Genomic DNA, 17,769 nt, shown 5'->3' with positions numbered 1-17,769 from the left:
AGTCCACAGCGGAACCGTCGCGGATCAACGTGCCGAGACGGTGGTTCGGCCGCAACAATGCCAGTGAGTGGCTTTGTCGCCTTTTCCGGGCGGGCCGTTCGTGCCGCTGGGGACGCACGCTCGTTCTTCACTGTGGGGCGGTCGGTGCGCCGTTCCGGGTGAGCTGGTCGTAGGAGCACTAACCGATGGGCGAGGGGTACGCATGACCGACACCGGCCAGGTCCCGGGCGAGGGACTGCCGGAGAGCGCAGGCATGGTGGAGCAGCCGGGCGCCTCCGCGCACGGTGCGTACGCCTACCTCTCCGAGGACACCGTCGAGGAAGAGGACCTGTTGCTGCCGGGCTCCCACGGTGCCTGGGGCAACGAGGTCACCCCGCCGGCGCCGGAGCCGGTCGTGGAGACCGTGCACCAGCCGGGCCCGCACGAGATCTCCGGCCGTGACAGCGGCTCGGTCGACCTCGGCGGCGTCCGCCTGCCCGACCCACCGCCGATCCCGCCCATCACCCCGCGCCGGCCGCTGCACCTCGGCCCGCCGCTGCCCGACAGCTCCGCCAGCCCGGTCCGCTCCCTGGCCGACCGCGGCCCCGCCGACGCGCCCGTCCGGCAGCCCGCGCCCGCGTCGGCGGGTCCCGAGTACCTCGACGCACCGCGCGCCGCTGAGCCGCTCGCGCCCCAGGCGGCTCCCTGGAGCGCCCAGACCGTGCCCCAGGCCCCGGTGGGCGCCGGGGCGGCACCTGCGGAAACGGTTGTTCCGGCTCCGCAGCCGACGGAGACGTCCCAGGCCGTCGCGACGGGCGTGGCGACGGAGACGGTCGAGCCGACACCGGCACACCCGGCCGAGGCCGAACCACTTCCGACGACCGCCCAGGCCCCGGAGCCTGCGACCGTCCCCGGCCCGGAGGCGGACCAGGCGGTCGCCGGCGAGGCCGGGCAGGCGGTGCCGGTGCAGGGCACGGAAGTTGCCGGTGAGCCGGACCCCGGCCCGGAGGCGGACCAGGCGGTCGCCGCCGATGCCGCGCAGGCGGTGCCGACTGAGGACCCGGAGGCCGTCGGCGAGCCCGGTGTCGGCCCGGACGCGGGTCAAGTGGCTGCCGCCGAGCCCGGACAGGCGGCGCCTGTGGAGGGCGCGGAGGCCGTCGGCGCGGACGCGGGCCAGGCGGTTGCCGCCGATGCCGCGCAGGCAGCGCCCGTGCAGGGCGCGGAGGTTGCCGGAGAGCCTGAAGCGGCGGGCCTCGGCCCGGAAGCCGTGGCCAACGCCGAGACGGGGCAGGCCGTTCCCGCGACCGGCGGGGCGGTCGCCGAGGCCGGCGGGCAGGTCGTTCCGGAGGCCGGCGTGGCCGACGCCGCCGGAGCGGGCGCCGGTCCGGAGGCAGAGCATCCCGTCGTCGCCGCGACCGAGCAGGCCGCGCCGGCCCAAGGCGCGGCCGTCGTGGGTGACCCCGCCGAGGCGGGGGCCGCACCGGCGCGGGACGAGGAACCCGCCCCGGTCATGGACGGTGCCGTTCAGGCCGGTGAGCAGCAGCTCGCCCCCGCCGCTCCCACTACCCCCGCAGGCGACTTGGCCGACGGCGGCGAACACGCCCCGGCGGCCGCCGCCGCGGAGCACGGCGTGGCTCCCGCTCCTGTCCCCGATGCCGCACCGGCCCCCGAAGCGGTCCCCTTCCCGGAGGCTCCCGTCATGCCCGAGCACGCCGCCGCGGCACCCGAGGCCGGCCCCGGAGAGGCGGTTGCCGCCCCCGAGGCCACCGCGCCCGCGGGCCCCGACCCCGCCGTGCGGGCGCCCGACGAGGTCGGCGCCGACGCCGCCGCACAGGCCCAGGCGACGGGCGTGGGCCCCGAGGCCGTCGCGCAGGAGCCGCACACCACCGGCGCCGAGCCCGCGACGCAGCCTGCCGAGCCGATCGCCGCGCAGGCCAACCCCCAGATCCCTGAGGCAACTGACGCCGGGACAGCCGCGCAGGCCCCCGAGGTGACAGCTGCACAGCCCGCCGCCCCCGAGGCGCCCGCCGACCCCACCGCCGTCCCGGCCTCCGAGACGCCGGCCCCTGCCGCGCCCGCCGAGACGCCCGCTCCCGAGGCACCCGCCGACGCACCGGCGCGGCCCACCGCCGAGACCGCGCCCGCCCAGCCTGCCGAGACGGTCACCCCCGACCCGGCTGAGACCACCGCGCCGGCGCAAGCACCCGAGCCGACCGCCGCCGCCCCGGCGGCGGAGCCCGCCCCCGAGGTGGCGCAGCCCGCCCCGCAGCCGGTCGATCCCGCGCCGGCCCCCGCCGAGGACGTCACCGTGCCGACCTCCGACGAGCAGAGCGCCCAGCCCGTCCTCCAGGGCCCGCAGCAGTCCCCTTCCGTCGTCGAGGCGGACACCGTCGTCATGGTCCCCGCACCCCGCGAGGGCGACGCCGAACTCGTACAGAACGCCGACGACCTGGACACCCGGGCCGCCGAACAGGAAGACCTGGCCGACCAGGCACGTCACGACGAGGAAAGCGCGGCCGCAGTGGCAGAAGCACGGCAGTCCACCGGCCCCGCCGCCCCCGCCTACGACCCCGCCGAGCGCGAGGCCGTACTGAAGGTCATGCGCGAACGCCGCGACATCCGCAACGGCTTCCGCAGCGACCCGATCCCGCACGAGGTGCTGCTCCGTGTCCTGGAGGCCGCCCACCACGCGCCCTCCGTCGGCCACTCGCAGCCCTGGGACTTCGTCGTCATCCGCTCCGCCGACACCCGGCGCGCGATGCACGAACTGGCCATGCGTCAGCGCGAGGCGTACGCCAAGTCCCTCCCCAAGGGCCGGGCGAAGCAGTTCAAGGAACTGAAGATCGAGGCCATCCTCGACACCCCGGTGAACATCGTCGTCACCGCCGACCCGACCCGCGGCGGCCGTCACACCCTCGGCCGTCACACCCAGCCCCAGATGGCGCCGTACTCGGCCGCCCTGGCCGTGGAGAACCTCTGGCTCGCCGCCCGCGCCGAAGGACTCGGCGTCGGCTGGGTCAGCTTCTTCGACGAGCGCGAGATGGTCCGCGCCCTCGGCCTGCCCGAGCACCTCGAAGTCATCGCCTACCTGTGCGTCGGTTACGTCGACGAGTTCCCGGACGAGCCCGAGCTGTTGCAGGCGGGCTGGTCCAAGCGCCGCCCGCTGTCCTGGGTCGTGCACGAGGAGACGTACGGCCGCCGCGCACTGCCCGGAGAGGAACCGCACGACCTGCTCGCCGAGACCGTGGCGCAGATCCGCCCGCTGGACGCCAAGGCGCTCGGCGAGGCGTGGGAGCGCCAGAAGCGTATGACCAAACCGGCCGGTGCGCTGGGCATGCTGGAGATCATCTCCGCACAGCTGTCCGGCCTGTCCCGCCAGTGCCCGCCGCCCATCCCGGAGCCCGCGGCCGTCGCGATCTTCGCCGGTGACCACGGTGTCCACGCCCAAGGCGTCACCCCCTGGCCGCAGGAGGTCACGGCCCAGATGGTGGCCAACTTCCTCGGCGGCGGAGCCGTCTGCAACGCCTTCGCCACCCAGGTGGGCGCCGAGGTCTGCATCGTGGACGTGGGCGTGGCCGCCGACCTGCCGGCGACCCCGGGCCTGCTGCCCCGCAAGGTCCGTGCCGGTACGTCCGACCTGACCACCGGCCCCGCGATGACCCGCGAGGAGGCCAAGCAGGCCATCGAGGTGGGCATCGAGACCGCCCGCGACCTGGTCGCCGCCGGCAACAAGGCCCTGCTCACCGGGGAGATGGGCATCGCCAACACCACCGCGTCCGCCGCGCTGATCTCCGTGTTCACGGGTGCGGACCCGGCCGAGGTCACGGGCCGGGGCACCGGCATCAACGACGAGACCCTCGCCCGCAAGACCGAGGTCGTCCGCCGCGCCCTGGAGCTGCACCAGCCGGACCCGGCCGACCCGATCGGTGTGCTCGCCGCGATCGGCGGGTTCGAGCACGCCGCCATCGTCGGCCTCCTCCTCGGCGGCGCGTCCCTGCGGACGCCGGTCATCCTGGACGGCGTCAGCGCCGGTGCCGCCGCCCTGGTGGCCCGCGCCATCGCCCCGGAGGTCCTGGCCGCCTGCATCGCCGGCCACCGAAGCGCCGAGCCGGGCCACGTGGCAGCCCTCAACAAGCTGGGCCTGCGCCCCCTGGTCGATCTGGACCTGAGGCTGGGCGAGGGCACGGGCGCCCTGCTCGCCCTCCCCCTGGTCCAGAGCACGGCCAGGGCGATGCACGAGGTGGCGACGTTCGACTCGGCGGGAGTCACCGAGAAGTAAGGCTTCTCGGGTCCTCGTGAGTCCGTGGGCACCCGTTCCGCAGGACGGAACGGGTGGCCACGGACCCACGCACCCGCACCCGGCCACGATGCCCAGCCACCGGACACCCTCGCCCCCGAAACTCCCCGCGCCTTAAAATCCGCACGTCAGGGCACCGAACACCGCCACAACAGGAGCCACACCCTCATGGCCGAACACCCCGCCTACCCCGTAGGCCTCCGCCTCACCGGCCGCCGCGTGGTCGTCCTCGGCGGCGGTCAGGTCGCCCAGCGCCGCCTCCCCGCCCTCATCGCGGCAGGCGCGGACGTCCATCTCGTGTCTCCCGAGGTCACCCCTTCCGTCCAGGCCATGGCCGACGCCGGCGAGATCACCTGGCACCGGCGCCCCTACGAGGAAGGCGACCTCACCGACGCCTGGTACGCGCTGATCGCCACCGGCGACGTCGACGCCAACACCCGGGCCTCCGCCGAGGCGGAGCGCCACCGCGTCTGGTGCGTCCGCTCCGACGACGCCGACGAGGCGACGGCCTGGACCCCGGCCACGGGCCACAGCGAGGGCGTCACGGTCGCCGTCCTCACCACGGACGCCCGTGGCCGCGACCCCCGCCACACCGCCGCCATCCGGGACGCCGTCGTCGAGGGCCTGCGCGACGGCACGCTGGTCGCCCCGCACCACCGCACCCGCACGCCCGGCGTCGCCCTGGTCGGCGGCGGCCCCGGTGACCCGGACCTGATCACGGTCCGCGGCCGGCGTCTGCTCGCCGAGGCGGACGTCGTCATCGCGGACCGCCTCGGCCCCCGCGACCTCCTCGCGGAACTCCCGCCCCACGTCGAGGTGATCGACGCGGCGAAGATCCCCTACGGCCGTTTCATGGCCCAGGAGGCCATCAACAACGCGCTGATCGAGCACGCGAAGCAGGGCAAGTCGGTCGTCCGTCTGAAGGGCGGCGACCCGTACGTCTTCGGGCGCGGCATGGAGGAGCTCCAGGCCCTCGCCGAGGTCGGCATCCCCTGCACGGTCGTCCCCGGCATCTCCAGCTCGATCTCGGTCCCGAGCGCGGCCGGCATCCCGGTCACCCACCGCGGGGTCGCCCACGAGTTCACCGTGGTGAGCGGCCATGTCGCGCCCGACGACGAGCGCTCCCTGGTCGACTGGCCGTCCCTGGCCAGGCTGACCGGCACACTGGTGATCCTCATGGGCGTCGACAAGATCGGAAAGATCGCCGAGACGCTCGTCGCGCACGGAAAGCCGGCCGACACCCCCGTCGCCCTCGTCCAGGAGGGTACGACGGCCGCTCAGCGCCGCGTCGACGCGACCCTCGCGACGGTCGCCGAGACGGTACGGACCGAGGACGTGAAGCCCCCGGCGGTCATCGTCATCGGCGAGGTCGTGAAGGTCGGCCCTCCGGTCGCCGCACCGAGCGAGTAACCCCGGGTAACCCAACCCGTCCCCAGCCGTTGGCACCGCACCCAGGACAAGGCAGTATCACCCTGTGGCCGATCTCATCACCGTCGAGGATCCCGACGACCCGCGCCTGCGCGACTACACCGGCCTGACCGACGTGGAGCTGCGCCGCAAGCGCGAACCCGCCGAGGGCCTCTTCATCGCCGAGGGCGAGAAGGTCATCCGAAGGGCCAAGGAAGCCGGTTACGAGATGCGGTCCATGCTGCTCTCGGCCAAGTGGGTCGACGTCATGCGCGACGTCATCGACGAGCTCCCCGCCCCGGTCTACGCCGTCAGCCCGGAGCTCGCCGAGCGGGTCACCGGCTACCACGTGCACCGCGGGGCGCTCGCCTCCATGCAGCGAAAACCCCTGCCGACGGCGGCCGACCTGCTCCGCAGGACCCGCCGTGTCGTGATCATGGAGTCGGTCAACGACCACACCAACATCGGCGCGATCTTCCGCTCGGCCGCCGCCCTCGGCATGGACGCGGTCCTGCTCTCCCCGGACTGCGCCGACCCCCTCTACCGCCGCAGCGTGAAGGTCTCCATGGGCGCGGTCTTCTCCGTCCCGTACGCCCGTCTGGACAGCTGGCCGAAGGGCCTGGAGTCGGTCCGCGAGGCCGGCTTCACGCTCCTCGCCCTCACCCCCGACGAGAAGGCCCGCCCTCTCGACGAGGCCGCCCCGCACACCATGGACCGGGTGGCCCTGATGCTGGGCGCGGAGGGCGACGGCCTGTCCACCCAGGCCCTGGTGGCCGCCGACGAATGGGTCCGCATCCCCATGTCCCACGGCGTCGACTCCCTCAACGTGGGCGCGGCGGCCGCCGTCGCCTTCTACGCCGTGGCAACCGGCCGCCCGCAGGCCTAGGGACCGTCGTGGCGCAGCGCGGCCCAGCGGCGCCGGCGTCCTACGGCCCGAGGTTCTACGCTCTGAAGCCATACCGCCCGTGGTCCTTCGGGTCTGAAGCCCTACGGCCCGAGGCCCTACGGTCAGAAGTCCTGCGGCGGAGCGTGTCCCTGCTGAACGCGCTCCTGACGCACGCCTCCCCCGTCGCCGCCGAGCCCTCGCGCCGGCCCCTGGCAGCCCTGGACGAGGGCGATGCCGAGCGCCACGACGAGTGTGACGACGACGAACACGAACAACCGCTGCCGCAGCAACCGCGGGTTGGCGGGCCGCAGCCGGGTCCCCGTGTTCCTGGACGCCGGGCGTCCGGTCCCGCTGTGCGGAGCCGGCCGGCTGCCGCTGTTCGACCGCGTCCCGTTGCGCCCGGTGGGCGTCGGCCTCGATCCGGACCGTGACGGGGAGCCGCCACGAGGGGAGCCGCCACCCGCCGGAGCACCACCGCGGGCACCGCGCCCCGCCGGTTTCCCGTTGCCCTGCGGGCCGCTTCCGCGCCGGGGTGCCCCGTCCCCCACGGGAGCCGAACCCCGGGGCGGGGGAGTGCCCCGGCCCCGTTGCACGCCGGACGCCCCCGCACCCGGCTGCCCCTGCGGCCGCCTGGTGCGCTCGGGGTAGGTGTCGGCGAGCCGCTCGGTCTCGGCGCCGCGCGGCGCGGGGGGCCGTACACCGGTGAGGTCATGCGACTCGCGGGCCGCGATCTCCTTCAGCCGCAGCGACAGTTGGAGGGTGCTCGGCCGCTCCTCGGGGTCCTTGGCCAGGCACGCCCGGACGAGCGGGGCCAGGGCGTCGGGCACGCCGTGCAGCTGTGCCTCCTCGTGCACGACGCGGTACAGCATCACCTCGGAACTGCCGTGCCCGAAGGGCGAGTCGCCCATCGAGGAGTACGCGAGCGTGGCACCGAGCGAGAAGACGTCCGTGGCCGGCGTGACGGCGGCCCCGCGCACCTGCTCCGGCGCGAGGAAGCCCGGCGAGCCGACCGCCGTACCGACGTGGGTGAGTGTCGAGGCACCGGTGGCCCAGGCGATGCCGAAGTCGATGATCCGCGGCCCCTTGGGGGACAGCAGGATGTTGGACGGCTTCAGGTCCCGGTGCACGACCCCGGCCTCGTGCACGGCGACCAGGCCCTCCGACAGCGCGGCACCGACGGCGGCGACATCGGCCGCGGAGAGCGGTCCCTCGGCGGCGACCTTGTCGTGCAGGGAGGGGCCGGGTACGTACTGGGTGGCGAACCAGGGCCGCTCCGCGTCGAGGTCGGCGGCCACGAGCCGGGCCGTACAGCCGCCCCGGATCCGCCGCGCGGCCGAGACCTCACGCGCGAACCGCGAGCGGAACTCCTGATCCTCCGCCAGGTCGGGGCGGATGACCTTGAGCGCGACCCGCTGCCCCTTCTTGTCGGAGCCCAGATAGACCACGCCCATCCCGCCCGCGCCAAGCCGTCTGTGAAGCCTGAACGAGCCGACGACGCGCGGGTCCTCGCGCCTCAGGCGCATCATCGCCATGTTCATCCCCGCTGCCCGGTCCTGTGACGAGCCACAGCTTACGTTTCCATGACCGCCGGCGCGCAGAGGCCGCGCCCTCCGGGGGCGACGGATTGTCAGTGGTGGGTGGGAGATTTGAAAGGTGGTCACGGAGCGTGCGAACGGGACCTGTTCCCATCGGGCCGTGACCCAACCGCCCGTAAGGGACGGGGGATTGGACCCCTACAGCGTGATCCTGTGCGAACAGCCGTGGCCGCCGGTGACGCGATCCGCACGGACGAGGTGCCGACGAGCAGGGCGGTCCGCGGGGCGGGGACGACGGTACGCCGAGGTGTCATGGAAGTGAGCGAAGTCACGCGTAGGGGGACAGTGGTGCGTACGGCACGCTTTGTGGCGAACTGGGTGCGGGGGCGGGTGGAGCAGCCGGCTCCCCGGAAGGAAAGTCAGGACAAAGCGGAGTGAGCCGGGCTTCCCCTCGGGGAACACCCTGAGACCCCGCTCCGCGTCTCCACCCAGGGGAGTACATCGCGGGCGACGGCTCATCCTCCGGGAGGCCCGGCAATCGGTACGAGGGCATGACGCCCCGGAAGGGCCGGACGCCTAGATTTGAGGTCAAGCGGCGGGTGGCAGCACTCGTCCCCCGAGGTCAGACACCCGCCGCTGCCCATGACAACTGAGAACGGTCAGGAGAGGGCCATGGCCCACACGGCGGCGCGGACGATGATCCGCGAGGAGGGACGCAAGGCGTACGCCGCCGCGTTCCGCTCCCGCCGCCAGGGTCGTCGCCACCCCGTGGTGGCCACGCTGATGGCCCTTCCCCTGGCGGTCCTGCTCCTCCTCGTCTTCGACGGGTGGGAGACAGTGGCCACACAGGCGTCGTCCGTGGGAGAGATGCTGGGGCGCTGAGCGGCGACCCCAGGCCCGGAAGAGCGGTCCGGGCGGGGACATCCACCCATGAAACCCCGTGGGGACGGGGGTGCGGCGGACGGCAAAAATGCCGGCGCAGCTGGGGAGCTGCGCCGGCATTGCTTTGCCCCCAGCTGCGGACAGTCGTGCCGCTGGGGCGATGGGGGCCCCTGCGCGAGCGAAGCCGAGAGCTTGGGGGAGGGTGGGCGCAGCGGCACCCCGCTACTCCGGGCTGCGGTACCCCCCGCTCCCAGCCCCAGCGCCGAGCACCTGAAACTCACAGTCCCGCACCCCGCCCCCGCGTACCCTCACCCCGTGACCCCCGCCCCGGCCCCACTCCTGCACGCCCTCACCACCCAGGCCCGAGCCACCGCCCACACCCGCTCCCCAACGTGCCCCTGCGGAGCAGCCGTCACCCTGGCGGACCGCCCCGACGGCACCGTCGTCCGGCACGCGGACACCGTCGCGAAGGCCCACCCCCCGGACACCGACCCCACCGAACTGGCCAGCCGCCTCGCCACCGCCACGGCCCACCCCGGCATCCTCCTGCCACCGCTCGCCCCGACCCCGGCGGCCCTGCACGACCGACTCGTGACGTTCTGGCCGTACGGGACACCCGTGGACCCGGACGACCCGGACGCGGCCCCCTGGGAGGCCGCCGCCACACTGCTCGCCCGGCTGCACCGCACACCGGCGCCGGACGCCCTGCCCGTCATGCGCGGTCCCGCCAAGGCGGCCCGTGCCCTCGACCGGCTCCGCGAGGCCGGCCCGCATCCCGCTGCCGCCCCCGTCCTCAACGCCTGGAGCACCCTCCCCGCCTGGTCTCGCGCCGAGGCCCCGATGCCGGACACCACCACGCTGTGCCACGGCGACCTCCACCTCGGCCAGCTCGTACGCCACCCCGTTCCCGAGGGCCCCTGGCTGCTGATCGACGTGGACGACCTCGGCGTCGGCGTCCCGGCCTGGGACCTCGCCCGGCCCGCCGCCTGGTATGCCTGCGGGCTGCTTCCGCCCGACGAATGGACCCGGTTCCTCACCGCCTACAGGGTGGCCGGGGGTCCCGCCGTCCCCGCCGACGGCGACCCCTGGCCGTCTCTGGACGTCCCCGCCCGTGCCCTCACCGTGCAGACCGCGGCCCGGGCCGTCGCCAAGGCGGCCGCGGCCGGCCGGCCCCTGGACGAGGTGGAGCGGTCGGTCGTGGACGCCTGTGACCGAATGGCTGCCGTCCCGCCGCAGTTGAGGCGGGAGTACGCGAAGTAGGGTGCAACCGACCACAGCGGGACAGAGTCTGTCCTGACGACATACGAAGCAGGACCGACCGGCGAGGAGTTGAACGACCATGCAGTGTCCGAAGTGTCGTGCGCCGATGCACACGTACAACCGCAACGGCGTCCAGATCGAGCAGTGCAGCGGCTGCCGAGGGATCTTTCTCGACTACGGCGAGCTGGAGTCGCTGACCCGCCTGGAGTCCCAGTGGTCCCAGGGCGCCCCGCCGCCCCCGCCCGCCCCGCAGGCCTACCCCGCTCCGCCGGCCCCCGCCTGGGGCGCCCCGCACGGCGGCCACGGTCACCACGGCCATCACGGTCACCACCGCCACAAGAGCTTCGGGCACATGCTCTTCTCGTCGTGACACGACGAGCGTGACCACCACGAAGCCCCCGGCCGATTCGCTCGGCCGGGGGCTCCGGTGTGATGTGGACGATACTGGGATTGAACCAGTGACCTCTTCCGTGTCAGGGAAGCGCTCTCCCGCTGAGCTAATCGTCCTCGGGACCATGACCACGCTGTGCGGCGGATCATGGGCACTGCGTGCGCGATACTGGGATTGAACCAGTGACCTCTTCCGTGTCAGGGAAGCGCTCTCCCGCTGAGCTAATCGCGCGGGTTCGGATCTTCGACGAGATCCAGTGGACGATACTGGGATTGAACCAGTGACCTCTTCCGTGTCAGGGAAGCGCTCTCCCGCTGAGCTAATCGTCCTTGGAGGTGGAGACGGGATTTGAACCCGTGTAGACGGCTTTGCAGGCCGTTGCCTCGCCTCTCGGCCACTCCACCAGGAGTGTAGGGGGCCGGGAAGCCCCCTGTTCCTCGAGCGGACGACGAGGCTCGAACTCGCGACCTCAACCTTGGCAAGGTTGCGCTCTACCAACTGAGCTACGTCCGCTTGTCGTTTCGGTCCGCTCTCGCGGCCCGGCGACGTGTTGAACTCTAGCGGATTCCGGTGCCAGTACAAAAACGCGTTTGTGCAGCGTGCTGCGCTTCCCCTGCTCAGGCGCGTCGCGGAGGCCCCCGACGGGACACGCCCCGGTCACCCGCGCGACACCGCCATAGACTCGACTGCGTGCTCGACCACCCTCCTCTCGCCCGCTTCGGCGACCGCGTCGCCACCGGGCTCCTCGACGTCACCGACGACCCCGCGGCCCTGGAATCCAGTGGCTTCTGGGCCGTCTGCGCCGACTTCGAGGGCCGTCTGACCTGCGCGCGCTTCCGGGAGGTGCGGACATCACCGGTGCCCGCTCCCGTGCCGGGCGCCTGGCGGGGCCCGGCGGTGGGTGCGTGGACGTCCTCGCTCGACCGCGCGGCGTACACGGCGGCGGTGCGGCGGATCCGCGAGCACATCGCGGCCGGCGAGGTCTACCAGGCGAACCTGTGCCGGGTGCTGTCCGCGCCCGTCCCGCCCGGCGCCGACGTCGACGCCCTCACCGCACTGCTGGCCCGAGGCAACCCGGCACCCTATGCAGGAACGATCCGCCTGCCGCGTCACGGCGTGGAGATCGCCACCGCGTCCCCCGAACTGTTCCTGCGGCGCGACGGCCGGGTCGTCGAGTCCGGGCCGATCAAGGGCACCGGACGCACCGAGGCGGACCTGCTGCGGAAGGACTACGCCGAGAACGTGATGATCGTGGACCTGGTCCGCAACGACATCGGGCGGGTCTGCGCCACCGGCAGCGTGACGGTGCCCGACCTGTGCGCCGTCGAGAAGCACCCGGGGCTGGTCCACCTCGTGTCGACGGTCCGCGGTGAACTGGGCGACGGGGCCGGCTGGGCCGAACTGCTGGACGCCGCGTTCCCGCCCGGATCGGTCACCGGAGCGCCCAAGTCGAGCGCCCTGCGGATCATCGACGCGCTGGAGACCGCGCCCAGGGGCCCGTACTGCGGCGGGATCGGCTGGGTCGACGCCGACCGGAAGGCCGGTGAGCTGGCCGTCGGCATCCGTACCTTCTGGATCGACCGGGCGGGCGGCATGCTGCGTTTCGGCACCGGCGCCGGGATCACCTGGGGATCGGATCCCGAGGGAGAGTGGCGGGAGACCGAGCTGAAGGCGGCCCGGCTGCTCGCGATAGCGTCGGGAGCGTACGAGGTGAGTGGAGAGGATGACCTGACGTGAAGATCTGGCTCGACGGCGGGTTGCAGGACATCGAGTCCGCCCGTGTCTCCGTCTTCGACCACGGGCTGACCGTGGGCGACGGCATCTTCGAGACGGTGAAGACCGTGCACGGCCAGGCGTTCGCGCTCACCCGGCACCTCGACCGGCTGACCCGGTCGGCACGCGGCCTCGGGCTGCCGGACCCGGACCACGACGAGGTGCGCCGGGCCTGTGCCGCCGTCCTCGACGCCAACCCGGCGCCGCTCGGCCGTCTCCGCATCACCTACACCGGCGGCCACGGCCCCCTCGGGTCCGACCGCGGCGAGCACGGCCCGACCCTCGTGGTCGCCCTCGGCGCCACCACCCGCCGTCCCGACTCCACCGCCGTGATCACGGTCCCCTGGACCCGCAACGAGCGCGGCGCGCTCACCGGCCTGAAGACCACTTCGTACGCCGAGAACGTCGTCGCCCTCGCCCGGGCCCGGGAACAGGGCGCGACCGAGGCGCTGTTCGCCAACACGGTGGGACAGCTCTGCGAGGGCACCGGCTCCAACGTCTTCGTGGTCCTCGACGGCGAGTTGTACACCCCGCCGCTCGCCTCGGGCTGTCTCGCCGGCGTCACGCGCGCGCTGGCGATCGAGTGGACCGGCGCCGAGGAGACCGACCTGCCGCTCGACGCCCTCCAGCGGGCCGACGAGGTCTTCCTCACGTCCACGCTGCGGGACGTGCAGGCCGTGCACCGGGTCGACGACCGAGAGCTGCCGGGCGCGCCGGGTCCGGTGACGGCCAAGGCCATGCGGATCTTCGAGGAGCGGTCCGGGAACGATCTCGACCCCTGACAGCACTCGGATATTCGGCTGACCGGGGCCGTGGACCGCGGGTAGAACACCTCTGATGACCACGACCCTGCGGCCGACCGAGCCGCTTCAGCAGAACGCCGACGGGACGCGCTCGCGCCGCTATCAGGTGTGTGTGAACAGCCGTCCCGTAGGGGCGATACTCCTCGGCACGCATCCCGTGTTCGGCGACGCCGTGGCCCAGGTCCAGAGCCTGCGCATCGGAGCCGGACCGCGGACGCGGCCGGGGGACGGTGGCCGCGCTCGCCGCGGAGGAGGTGGCGCGCGGCTGGGGGTGCCGCCGTATCGAGGCGGTGGTGCCCGCCGACTCCGGGCCGGCGTTCCGGCTCGCCACGGCGCTCGGCTACGTCGTACGCAACCGCGGCATGGAGAAACCCCTCGGCGACACCCCGCCGGACCTGCCGGAAGGCAGCCGCGCCCGGCCCATGACCGAAGCGGAGTTCGGCCCCTGGCTGGAGAAGAGCGAGGAGGACTACGCGCGGAGCTGGATGGAGCGAGGCGTTCCGGAGGCCGAGGCCCGGGCCAAGTCCGAGCGCGACCACGCCGTCCTGCTGCCCGACGGCCTCGCCACCCCCGGCGCACTCATCAGCGTCGTGGAACACGACGGGAGACCGGTGGGCACGCTGTGGCTCGCGGTGCGCGAGGACGACGCCTTCGTCTTCGACGTCGAGACCCACGCCGCCCACCGGGGCAGAGGACACGGCCGCACCCTCATGCTGCTGGCCGAGGCCCAGGCGATCGTCGAGGGCAGGCGGACCATCGGCCTCAACGTCTTCGCCGGCAACGATCCGGCGGAACGGCTCTACGCGTCGCTCGGCTACGAGACCCGGCAGTACGCCATGTACAAGCCGCTCCTGTAGCGGCCCGGCGTGGGGCACGGGGCCGGGGACCGGGGCCGGACGGGTCAGTCCTGCTGCCCCTGCTCCGCCAGCAGCCGGTCCGCGATCTCCTCGATCCGCTCGCGCAGCCCCTCCTGGCTCTTGCCGCCGTCGAGGCGCTCACCGCCGATGACGTACGTCGGGGTGCCGGTCACGCCGATCGCCTTGCCCTCGGCCTGGTCGGCGTCCACGAACAGGATGTGCCGGCCGTCGATCAGCGCGGTGTCGAACTCTTCGGCGTCCAGGTCCAGTTCGCGGGCCAGCTCGACCAGGAAGGGTTCTCCCTCACGGCCCAGCTGCTCGACGCGGCCGAGCAGCGCCTCGACGTACGGCCAGCCCCGGCCCTGCTCCCACGCCTCCTCGGCGGCCTGGGCGGCGGCGAAGGCGTGCTTGTTCTTCTCCAGCGGGAAGTGCCGCAGCCGCACCTCCAGGCGGTCGCCGTAGCGGGCGCGCAGGGCACCGAGGTCGCCCAGGGCGGTACGGCAGTCCGGGCACTGCAGGTCGCACCAGACCTCGAGCACGGGGGCGGCGGGACGGGCGGGGGAGGAGTCGCTCATGCCGACAGTCTTCCAGCCCTCGGGGTCGGTACCCCAATCGGACGTACCCGGGCCGGGGGCACCGGCACCTGCGGAGGAGACGACCCGGAGATGTCCCTGATGTCCGGCCGCGGCATGGCCCGCCGGGGTGCGGCGGGTGCAGGATGGAAGGGACGAAACCCCTGCTCGACCGCGCCACGCTGGAGGACCGGATGATTACCGAGACCGTCTGCTCCGCCGTGTCCGCGGCAGGCCTGGGCATTGCGGTCGTCACGGCGTACCGCAAGCGCTACCTCACGGCCACCCGTATCGCGGCCTACTCGCTCGTGCCGATCGGCCTGGTGATGACCGGGGTCGTCGAGTGGCTGGCCGACACCGCCTTCAGCCCGACGGCCTGGGCCGGCTTCGGCGTGCTCGGCGTCGCGTGGGTGCTCTTCATGACCACGCGCGTCGTGGAGCGCCGCCGCGGCGGCACCCGCAAGGAGCGCAGAGCCGCCCGGGCGGCGGACCGGCCCGACGCGGTGGCCCCGGCGGCCTCGGCGCCCTCCCTGGGCCAGGGTTCCCGCCCCGCTGCCCGGCCCGCGGCGGCTCCCCGGGGAGACGACGACTTCAGCGACATCGAGGCCATCCTCAAGAAGCACGGCATCTGAGGGGCCCGCACCGGCTGAATCGTCACAGTGGGTCCGCGGGCGCGCGGAAGTGATCACAACCCGAACGGGACCTCGCGGAATCGGCGCACTCCCGCTCCGAACAGGGACGCTGATCGCGTCCGGTCGGCCGACTGCGCCATCATCACCGCGAGATGCTGGACACCACACAGAGCGACCCCGCGCCGCCGCAGGACGAGCCCCGCGGTTGTCTTTTCGCCCTTTCCCAGCCACCGCTGATGATCTTCCTTGCGGTGATCGGGAGCCTGCTGCTCATGGCCTCGTTGCACGACCTGCTGCTGCTGTGAGCCTCACCCGCGGTACCCGGCGCCATCCGCCGGGACCGCGTCGGCGTCGATGTCCCTCCGGAACCACACCCGGCCCACTCGGCGGGCCGGACGGCCGGGCTCAGCCCGCCGCCTCCTTGCGGCGCGCCCGGTACGCGGCCACGTGCAGGCGGTTTCCGCAGGTGCGGCTGTCGCAGTACCGCCGCGAGCGGTTGCGGGACAGGTCGACGAAGGCGCGCCGGCAGTCGGGCGCCTCGCACCGCCGCAGCCGCTCCTGCTCCCCGGCGACCACGAAGAAGGCCAGGGCCATCCCGCAGTCGGCGGCCAGGTGGTCGGCGACGGAGGCGCCGGGCGCGAAGTAGTGCACATGCCAGTCGTAGCCGTCGTGGTCCGTGAGCCGGGGAGTGGTCCCGGCGGCCGCTACCAGTTCGTTGATCAGGCCCGCGGCGGCCCGGGGGTCGGGGGCGGCGAAGACGGCGGCGAACCGCCCCCGGATCTTCCGCACCGCCGAGAGGTCGAACTCCGAGAGCACTCCGACATCGCTGATCTCGTGGTTGTGCACAAAATCCGTCAGGGTCGCCACGTCGGGCAGCCCGTCGGGTGCCGTGTCGTCCTCCGGTGCGGTGTTCACCAGATCGACCACGGTGTCGAGGGCGCACCGGGTGTCATGGGTGATCAGCACGATTCGCTCCCTGGCCTGGGGGGTCGGGCAGGCGCCCGCCGATGCTGGCCGATGGTAACGGCTCCGCTGTCGCCGGACCGCCCTCGTACCCGCACACGGCTTCGAATACAACGCCGCCCTGCGCGCGATGGTTCCCGGCCGGCCCGCCGTACCGCCCGACGAGGGCGGGAGCGGCGGTGCACGCGAACCGGCGCCGCCCCGCGGGATACGCGGTAACGGCGCCGGTACGTCCCGTATGCAGTTGTCCGAGCCCGAGCCGTCTCCCCGAGTCGACGGCGCCGGGCGGCTTTGTGAGGGCCTCGCCCTAGCTTTCCGCCAGGATGTGCGAGAGCTCCTGGTCGAGGTCGAAATGCCGGTGCTCCGTGCCGGGCGGCACAGCGGCGTCGGTGCGCTTCAGGAAGGACTCCAGGGCCCTTGCCGGGGCCTCGAGCAGGGCTTCGCCCTCCGGTGAGCTCAGGGCGATGCACACGACGCCCTGACCGTGGCTGCGCGATGGCCAGACGCGGACGTCTCCGGTGCCCGTGGGGCGGTGAAGTCCCTCGGCGAGGAGGTCGCGGGCGAACACCCACTCGACGGTTTCCTCGGCTCCGGTGTGGAAGGTGGCGTGCACGGCGTAGGGGTCGGCCGTGTCGTACCGCAGGCCTGCGGGGACAGGCAGGGAGGACTCGCTCGACACAACGAGGCGCAGGTGCAGCTCGCAGCTGACCGTGGTGTTCATAAGCGCCAGGGCCTTTCGCTCAGTGTGCGCTCGGGGATTCGCACGTCGGCGAAATCGACATGCCACCTACGGTGCCGTTGTAAACCCCTCTGAGTGTTTTGCGTGCCTTTACGTAACTCTTCCGGCCGAGAGATCGTTCGCGTCGTGCGTCCATTCCGGTGACTGGTTTCGCTCGGGTAGTGTTTGCCCGTATGAATACGGGGAGTAACGAGCCGGGCGAGGTGGCCGTGGCGTCGGACGAGACGGGGACTGACGAGGTGCACAGCGAGCAAGAGCGGCCGCTCGGCTCGCGTGCTCCGGAATTCATCAAAGCGCGCCGCGCGCTGCACGTGAGCTGGCAGGTCGGGGTCTTCATCATCGGGCTCGCGGTGGTCGTGGCGGGCATCATCATGCTGCCCCTGCCCGGACCGGGCTGGGTCGTGATCTTCGGCGGCATGGCGATCTGGGCGACCGAGTTCGTCTGGGCCCAGCTGGTGCTCCGCTGGACCAAGCGGAAGGTCACCGAGGCGGCGCACCGCGCCCTCGACCCCAGGGTGCGGCGCCGGAACATCATCCTGACATCGATCGGGCTGGTGATCGTGGCCGTACTGGTCGGGATATACCTGTGGAAGTTCGGCATGGTCATGCCGTGGAAGATCGAGGACCAGTGAGCCGCGGCGGGGGTGCCGGCGTCGGCCGTCCGGTCACGGGCACCCTCTGACATGGGGTAATGTTCTTCCTGCGCCCGGGCGATTAGCTCAGTGGGAGAGCGCTTCGTTCACACCGAAGAGGTCACTGGTTCGAACCCAGTATCGCCCACCCGGATCGGCGG

16 protein-coding genes, 6 tRNA genes and 1 pseudogene are annotated in these 17,769 nt (G+C 73.1%); 14 read left to right on the top strand and 9 right to left on the bottom strand.

Features of this window, described 5'->3' with window-relative positions; genetic code table 11:
* Window positions 1-202: 202 nt before the first annotated feature.
* The 3 genes from cobT to ABEA82_RS28275 all read left to right on the top strand — a co-directional run bounded on the left by cobT (window position 203) and on the right by ABEA82_RS28275 (window position 6,569).
* Window positions 203-4,258, top strand: a complete 4,056-nt coding sequence (gene cobT, locus ABEA82_RS28285) for a nicotinate-nucleotide--dimethylbenzimidazole phosphoribosyltransferase (protein ID WP_345664507.1) — start codon at window positions 203-205, stop codon at window positions 4,256-4,258.
* Between the two features lie 186 nt (window positions 4,259-4,444).
* The gene (gene cobA / locus ABEA82_RS28280) at window positions 4,445-5,686 is read left to right on the top strand and encodes a uroporphyrinogen-III C-methyltransferase (RefSeq protein ID WP_345664506.1); all 1,242 of its coding nucleotides are present in this window, start codon (window positions 4,445-4,447) and stop codon (window positions 5,684-5,686) included.
* Window positions 5,687-5,750: 64 nt separating this feature from the next.
* Window positions 5,751-6,569 (top strand): TrmH family RNA methyltransferase, encoded by an 819-nt coding sequence (locus ABEA82_RS28275; protein ID WP_345664505.1) that lies wholly within the window; start codon window positions 5,751-5,753, stop codon window positions 6,567-6,569.
* A gap of 122 nt (window positions 6,570-6,691) precedes the next feature.
* On the opposite strand, the gene ABEA82_RS28270 is transcribed toward ABEA82_RS28275, so the two are convergent.
* Entirely contained in the window at window positions 6,692-8,107 is a 1,416-nt protein-coding gene (locus tag ABEA82_RS28270) for a serine/threonine-protein kinase (protein WP_345664504.1), read from the bottom strand.
* A gap of 186 nt (window positions 8,108-8,293) precedes the next feature.
* On the opposite strand from ABEA82_RS28270, the gene ABEA82_RS28265 reads away from it, so the two are divergent.
* From ABEA82_RS28265 to ABEA82_RS28250, 4 genes are all read left to right on the top strand, one after another.
* A complete protein-coding gene (locus ABEA82_RS28265) occupies window positions 8,294-8,542 on the top strand; it encodes a hypothetical protein (RefSeq protein WP_425588564.1) in 249 nt (82 codons plus the stop codon).
* A 234-nt stretch (window positions 8,543-8,776) separates the two neighbouring features.
* Window positions 8,777-8,986 carry a hypothetical protein gene (locus tag ABEA82_RS28260; protein ID WP_345664502.1) on the top strand — a complete coding sequence of 70 codons (210 nt, stop codon included), beginning with the start codon at window positions 8,777-8,779 and terminating at the stop codon, window positions 8,984-8,986.
* 315 nt (window positions 8,987-9,301) lie between these two features.
* Window positions 9,302-10,246, top strand: a complete 945-nt coding sequence (locus tag ABEA82_RS28255) for a phosphotransferase family protein (RefSeq protein ID WP_345664501.1) — start codon at window positions 9,302-9,304, stop codon at window positions 10,244-10,246.
* 79 nt (window positions 10,247-10,325) lie between these two features.
* Window positions 10,326-10,616, top strand: a complete 291-nt coding sequence (locus tag ABEA82_RS28250) for a TFIIB-type zinc ribbon-containing protein (protein WP_345664500.1) — start codon at window positions 10,326-10,328, stop codon at window positions 10,614-10,616.
* 65 nt (window positions 10,617-10,681) lie between these two features.
* Here the strand turns inward: ABEA82_RS28250 and ABEA82_RS28245 are convergent.
* The 5 genes from ABEA82_RS28245 to ABEA82_RS28225 form a co-directional block, all read right to left on the bottom strand.
* Window positions 10,682-10,753, bottom strand: a tRNA-Val gene (locus tag ABEA82_RS28245).
* Window positions 10,754-10,796: 43 nt separating this feature from the next.
* A tRNA-Val gene (locus ABEA82_RS28240) sits at window positions 10,797-10,868 on the bottom strand.
* Window positions 10,869-10,894: 26 nt separating this feature from the next.
* Window positions 10,895-10,966 (bottom strand) — tRNA-Val (locus tag ABEA82_RS28235).
* 1 nt (window position 10,967) lies between these two features.
* Window positions 10,968-11,041: transfer RNA gene (locus tag ABEA82_RS28230), tRNA-Cys, on the bottom strand.
* Window positions 11,042-11,077: 36 nt separating this feature from the next.
* Window positions 11,078-11,150 (bottom strand) — tRNA-Gly (locus ABEA82_RS28225).
* A 177-nt stretch (window positions 11,151-11,327) separates the two neighbouring features.
* On the opposite strand from ABEA82_RS28225, the gene ABEA82_RS28220 reads away from it, so the two are divergent.
* From ABEA82_RS28220 to ABEA82_RS28210, 3 genes and pseudogenes are all read left to right on the top strand, one after another.
* Window positions 11,328-12,374, top strand: a complete 1,047-nt coding sequence (locus tag ABEA82_RS28220) for a chorismate-binding protein (protein WP_345664499.1) — start codon at window positions 11,328-11,330, stop codon at window positions 12,372-12,374.
* On the top strand, window positions 12,371-13,192 hold the full coding sequence (locus ABEA82_RS28215; RefSeq protein WP_345664498.1) for an aminotransferase class IV: 822 nt from the start codon (window positions 12,371-12,373) through the stop codon (window positions 13,190-13,192). Before ABEA82_RS28220 ends, ABEA82_RS28215 begins: the two co-directional genes overlap by 4 nt.
* A 55-nt stretch (window positions 13,193-13,247) precedes the next feature.
* A pseudogene (locus ABEA82_RS28210) lies at window positions 13,248-14,070 on the top strand (GNAT family N-acetyltransferase).
* Window positions 14,071-14,114: 44 nt separating this feature from the next.
* Here ABEA82_RS28210 and ABEA82_RS28205 read toward each other — a convergent pair.
* A complete protein-coding gene (locus ABEA82_RS28205; RefSeq protein ID WP_345664497.1) occupies window positions 14,115-14,645 on the bottom strand; it encodes a DsbA family protein in 531 nt (176 codons plus the stop codon).
* Between the two features lie 191 nt (window positions 14,646-14,836).
* On the opposite strand from ABEA82_RS28205, the gene ABEA82_RS28200 reads away from it, so the two are divergent.
* A complete protein-coding gene (locus tag ABEA82_RS28200; protein ID WP_345664496.1) occupies window positions 14,837-15,274 on the top strand; it encodes a hypothetical protein in 438 nt (145 codons plus the stop codon).
* A gap of 152 nt (window positions 15,275-15,426) precedes the next feature.
* Window positions 15,427-15,579, top strand: coding sequence for a hypothetical protein (locus ABEA82_RS28195; RefSeq protein WP_167545780.1), 153 nt, complete (start codon window positions 15,427-15,429; stop codon window positions 15,577-15,579).
* A 100-nt stretch (window positions 15,580-15,679) separates the two neighbouring features.
* Here the strand turns inward: ABEA82_RS28195 and ABEA82_RS28190 are convergent, their stop codons facing one another.
* Window positions 15,680-16,240: a CGNR zinc finger domain-containing protein gene (locus ABEA82_RS28190; RefSeq protein ID WP_345664495.1), complete on the bottom strand. Its 561-nt coding sequence runs from the start codon at window positions 16,238-16,240 to the stop codon at window positions 15,680-15,682.
* A gap of 304 nt (window positions 16,241-16,544) precedes the next feature.
* The gene (locus tag ABEA82_RS28185) at window positions 16,545-16,958 is read right to left on the bottom strand and encodes an SsgA family sporulation/cell division regulator (RefSeq protein WP_004002642.1); all 414 of its coding nucleotides are present in this window, start codon (window positions 16,956-16,958) and stop codon (window positions 16,545-16,547) included.
* A gap of 191 nt (window positions 16,959-17,149) precedes the next feature.
* Here ABEA82_RS28185 and ABEA82_RS28180 point away from each other — a divergent pair, with 191 nt between their 5' ends.
* Both ABEA82_RS28180 and ABEA82_RS28175 read left to right on the top strand, forming a co-directional pair.
* Window positions 17,150-17,608, top strand: coding sequence for a TIGR02611 family protein (locus ABEA82_RS28180; RefSeq protein WP_345664494.1), 459 nt, complete (start codon window positions 17,150-17,152; stop codon window positions 17,606-17,608).
* A gap of 76 nt (window positions 17,609-17,684) precedes the next feature.
* Window positions 17,685-17,756: transfer RNA gene (locus tag ABEA82_RS28175), tRNA-Val, on the top strand.
* Window positions 17,757-17,769 lie beyond the last annotated feature (13 nt).

This window comes from Streptomyces venetus (assembly GCF_039540295.1).
Taxonomy (GTDB): Bacteria; Actinomycetota; Actinomycetes; order Streptomycetales; family Streptomycetaceae; genus Streptomyces; species Streptomyces venetus.
The sequence above is the reverse complement of the archived record's forward strand: the minus strand, read 5'-3'. Positions and strand labels throughout refer to the sequence as shown.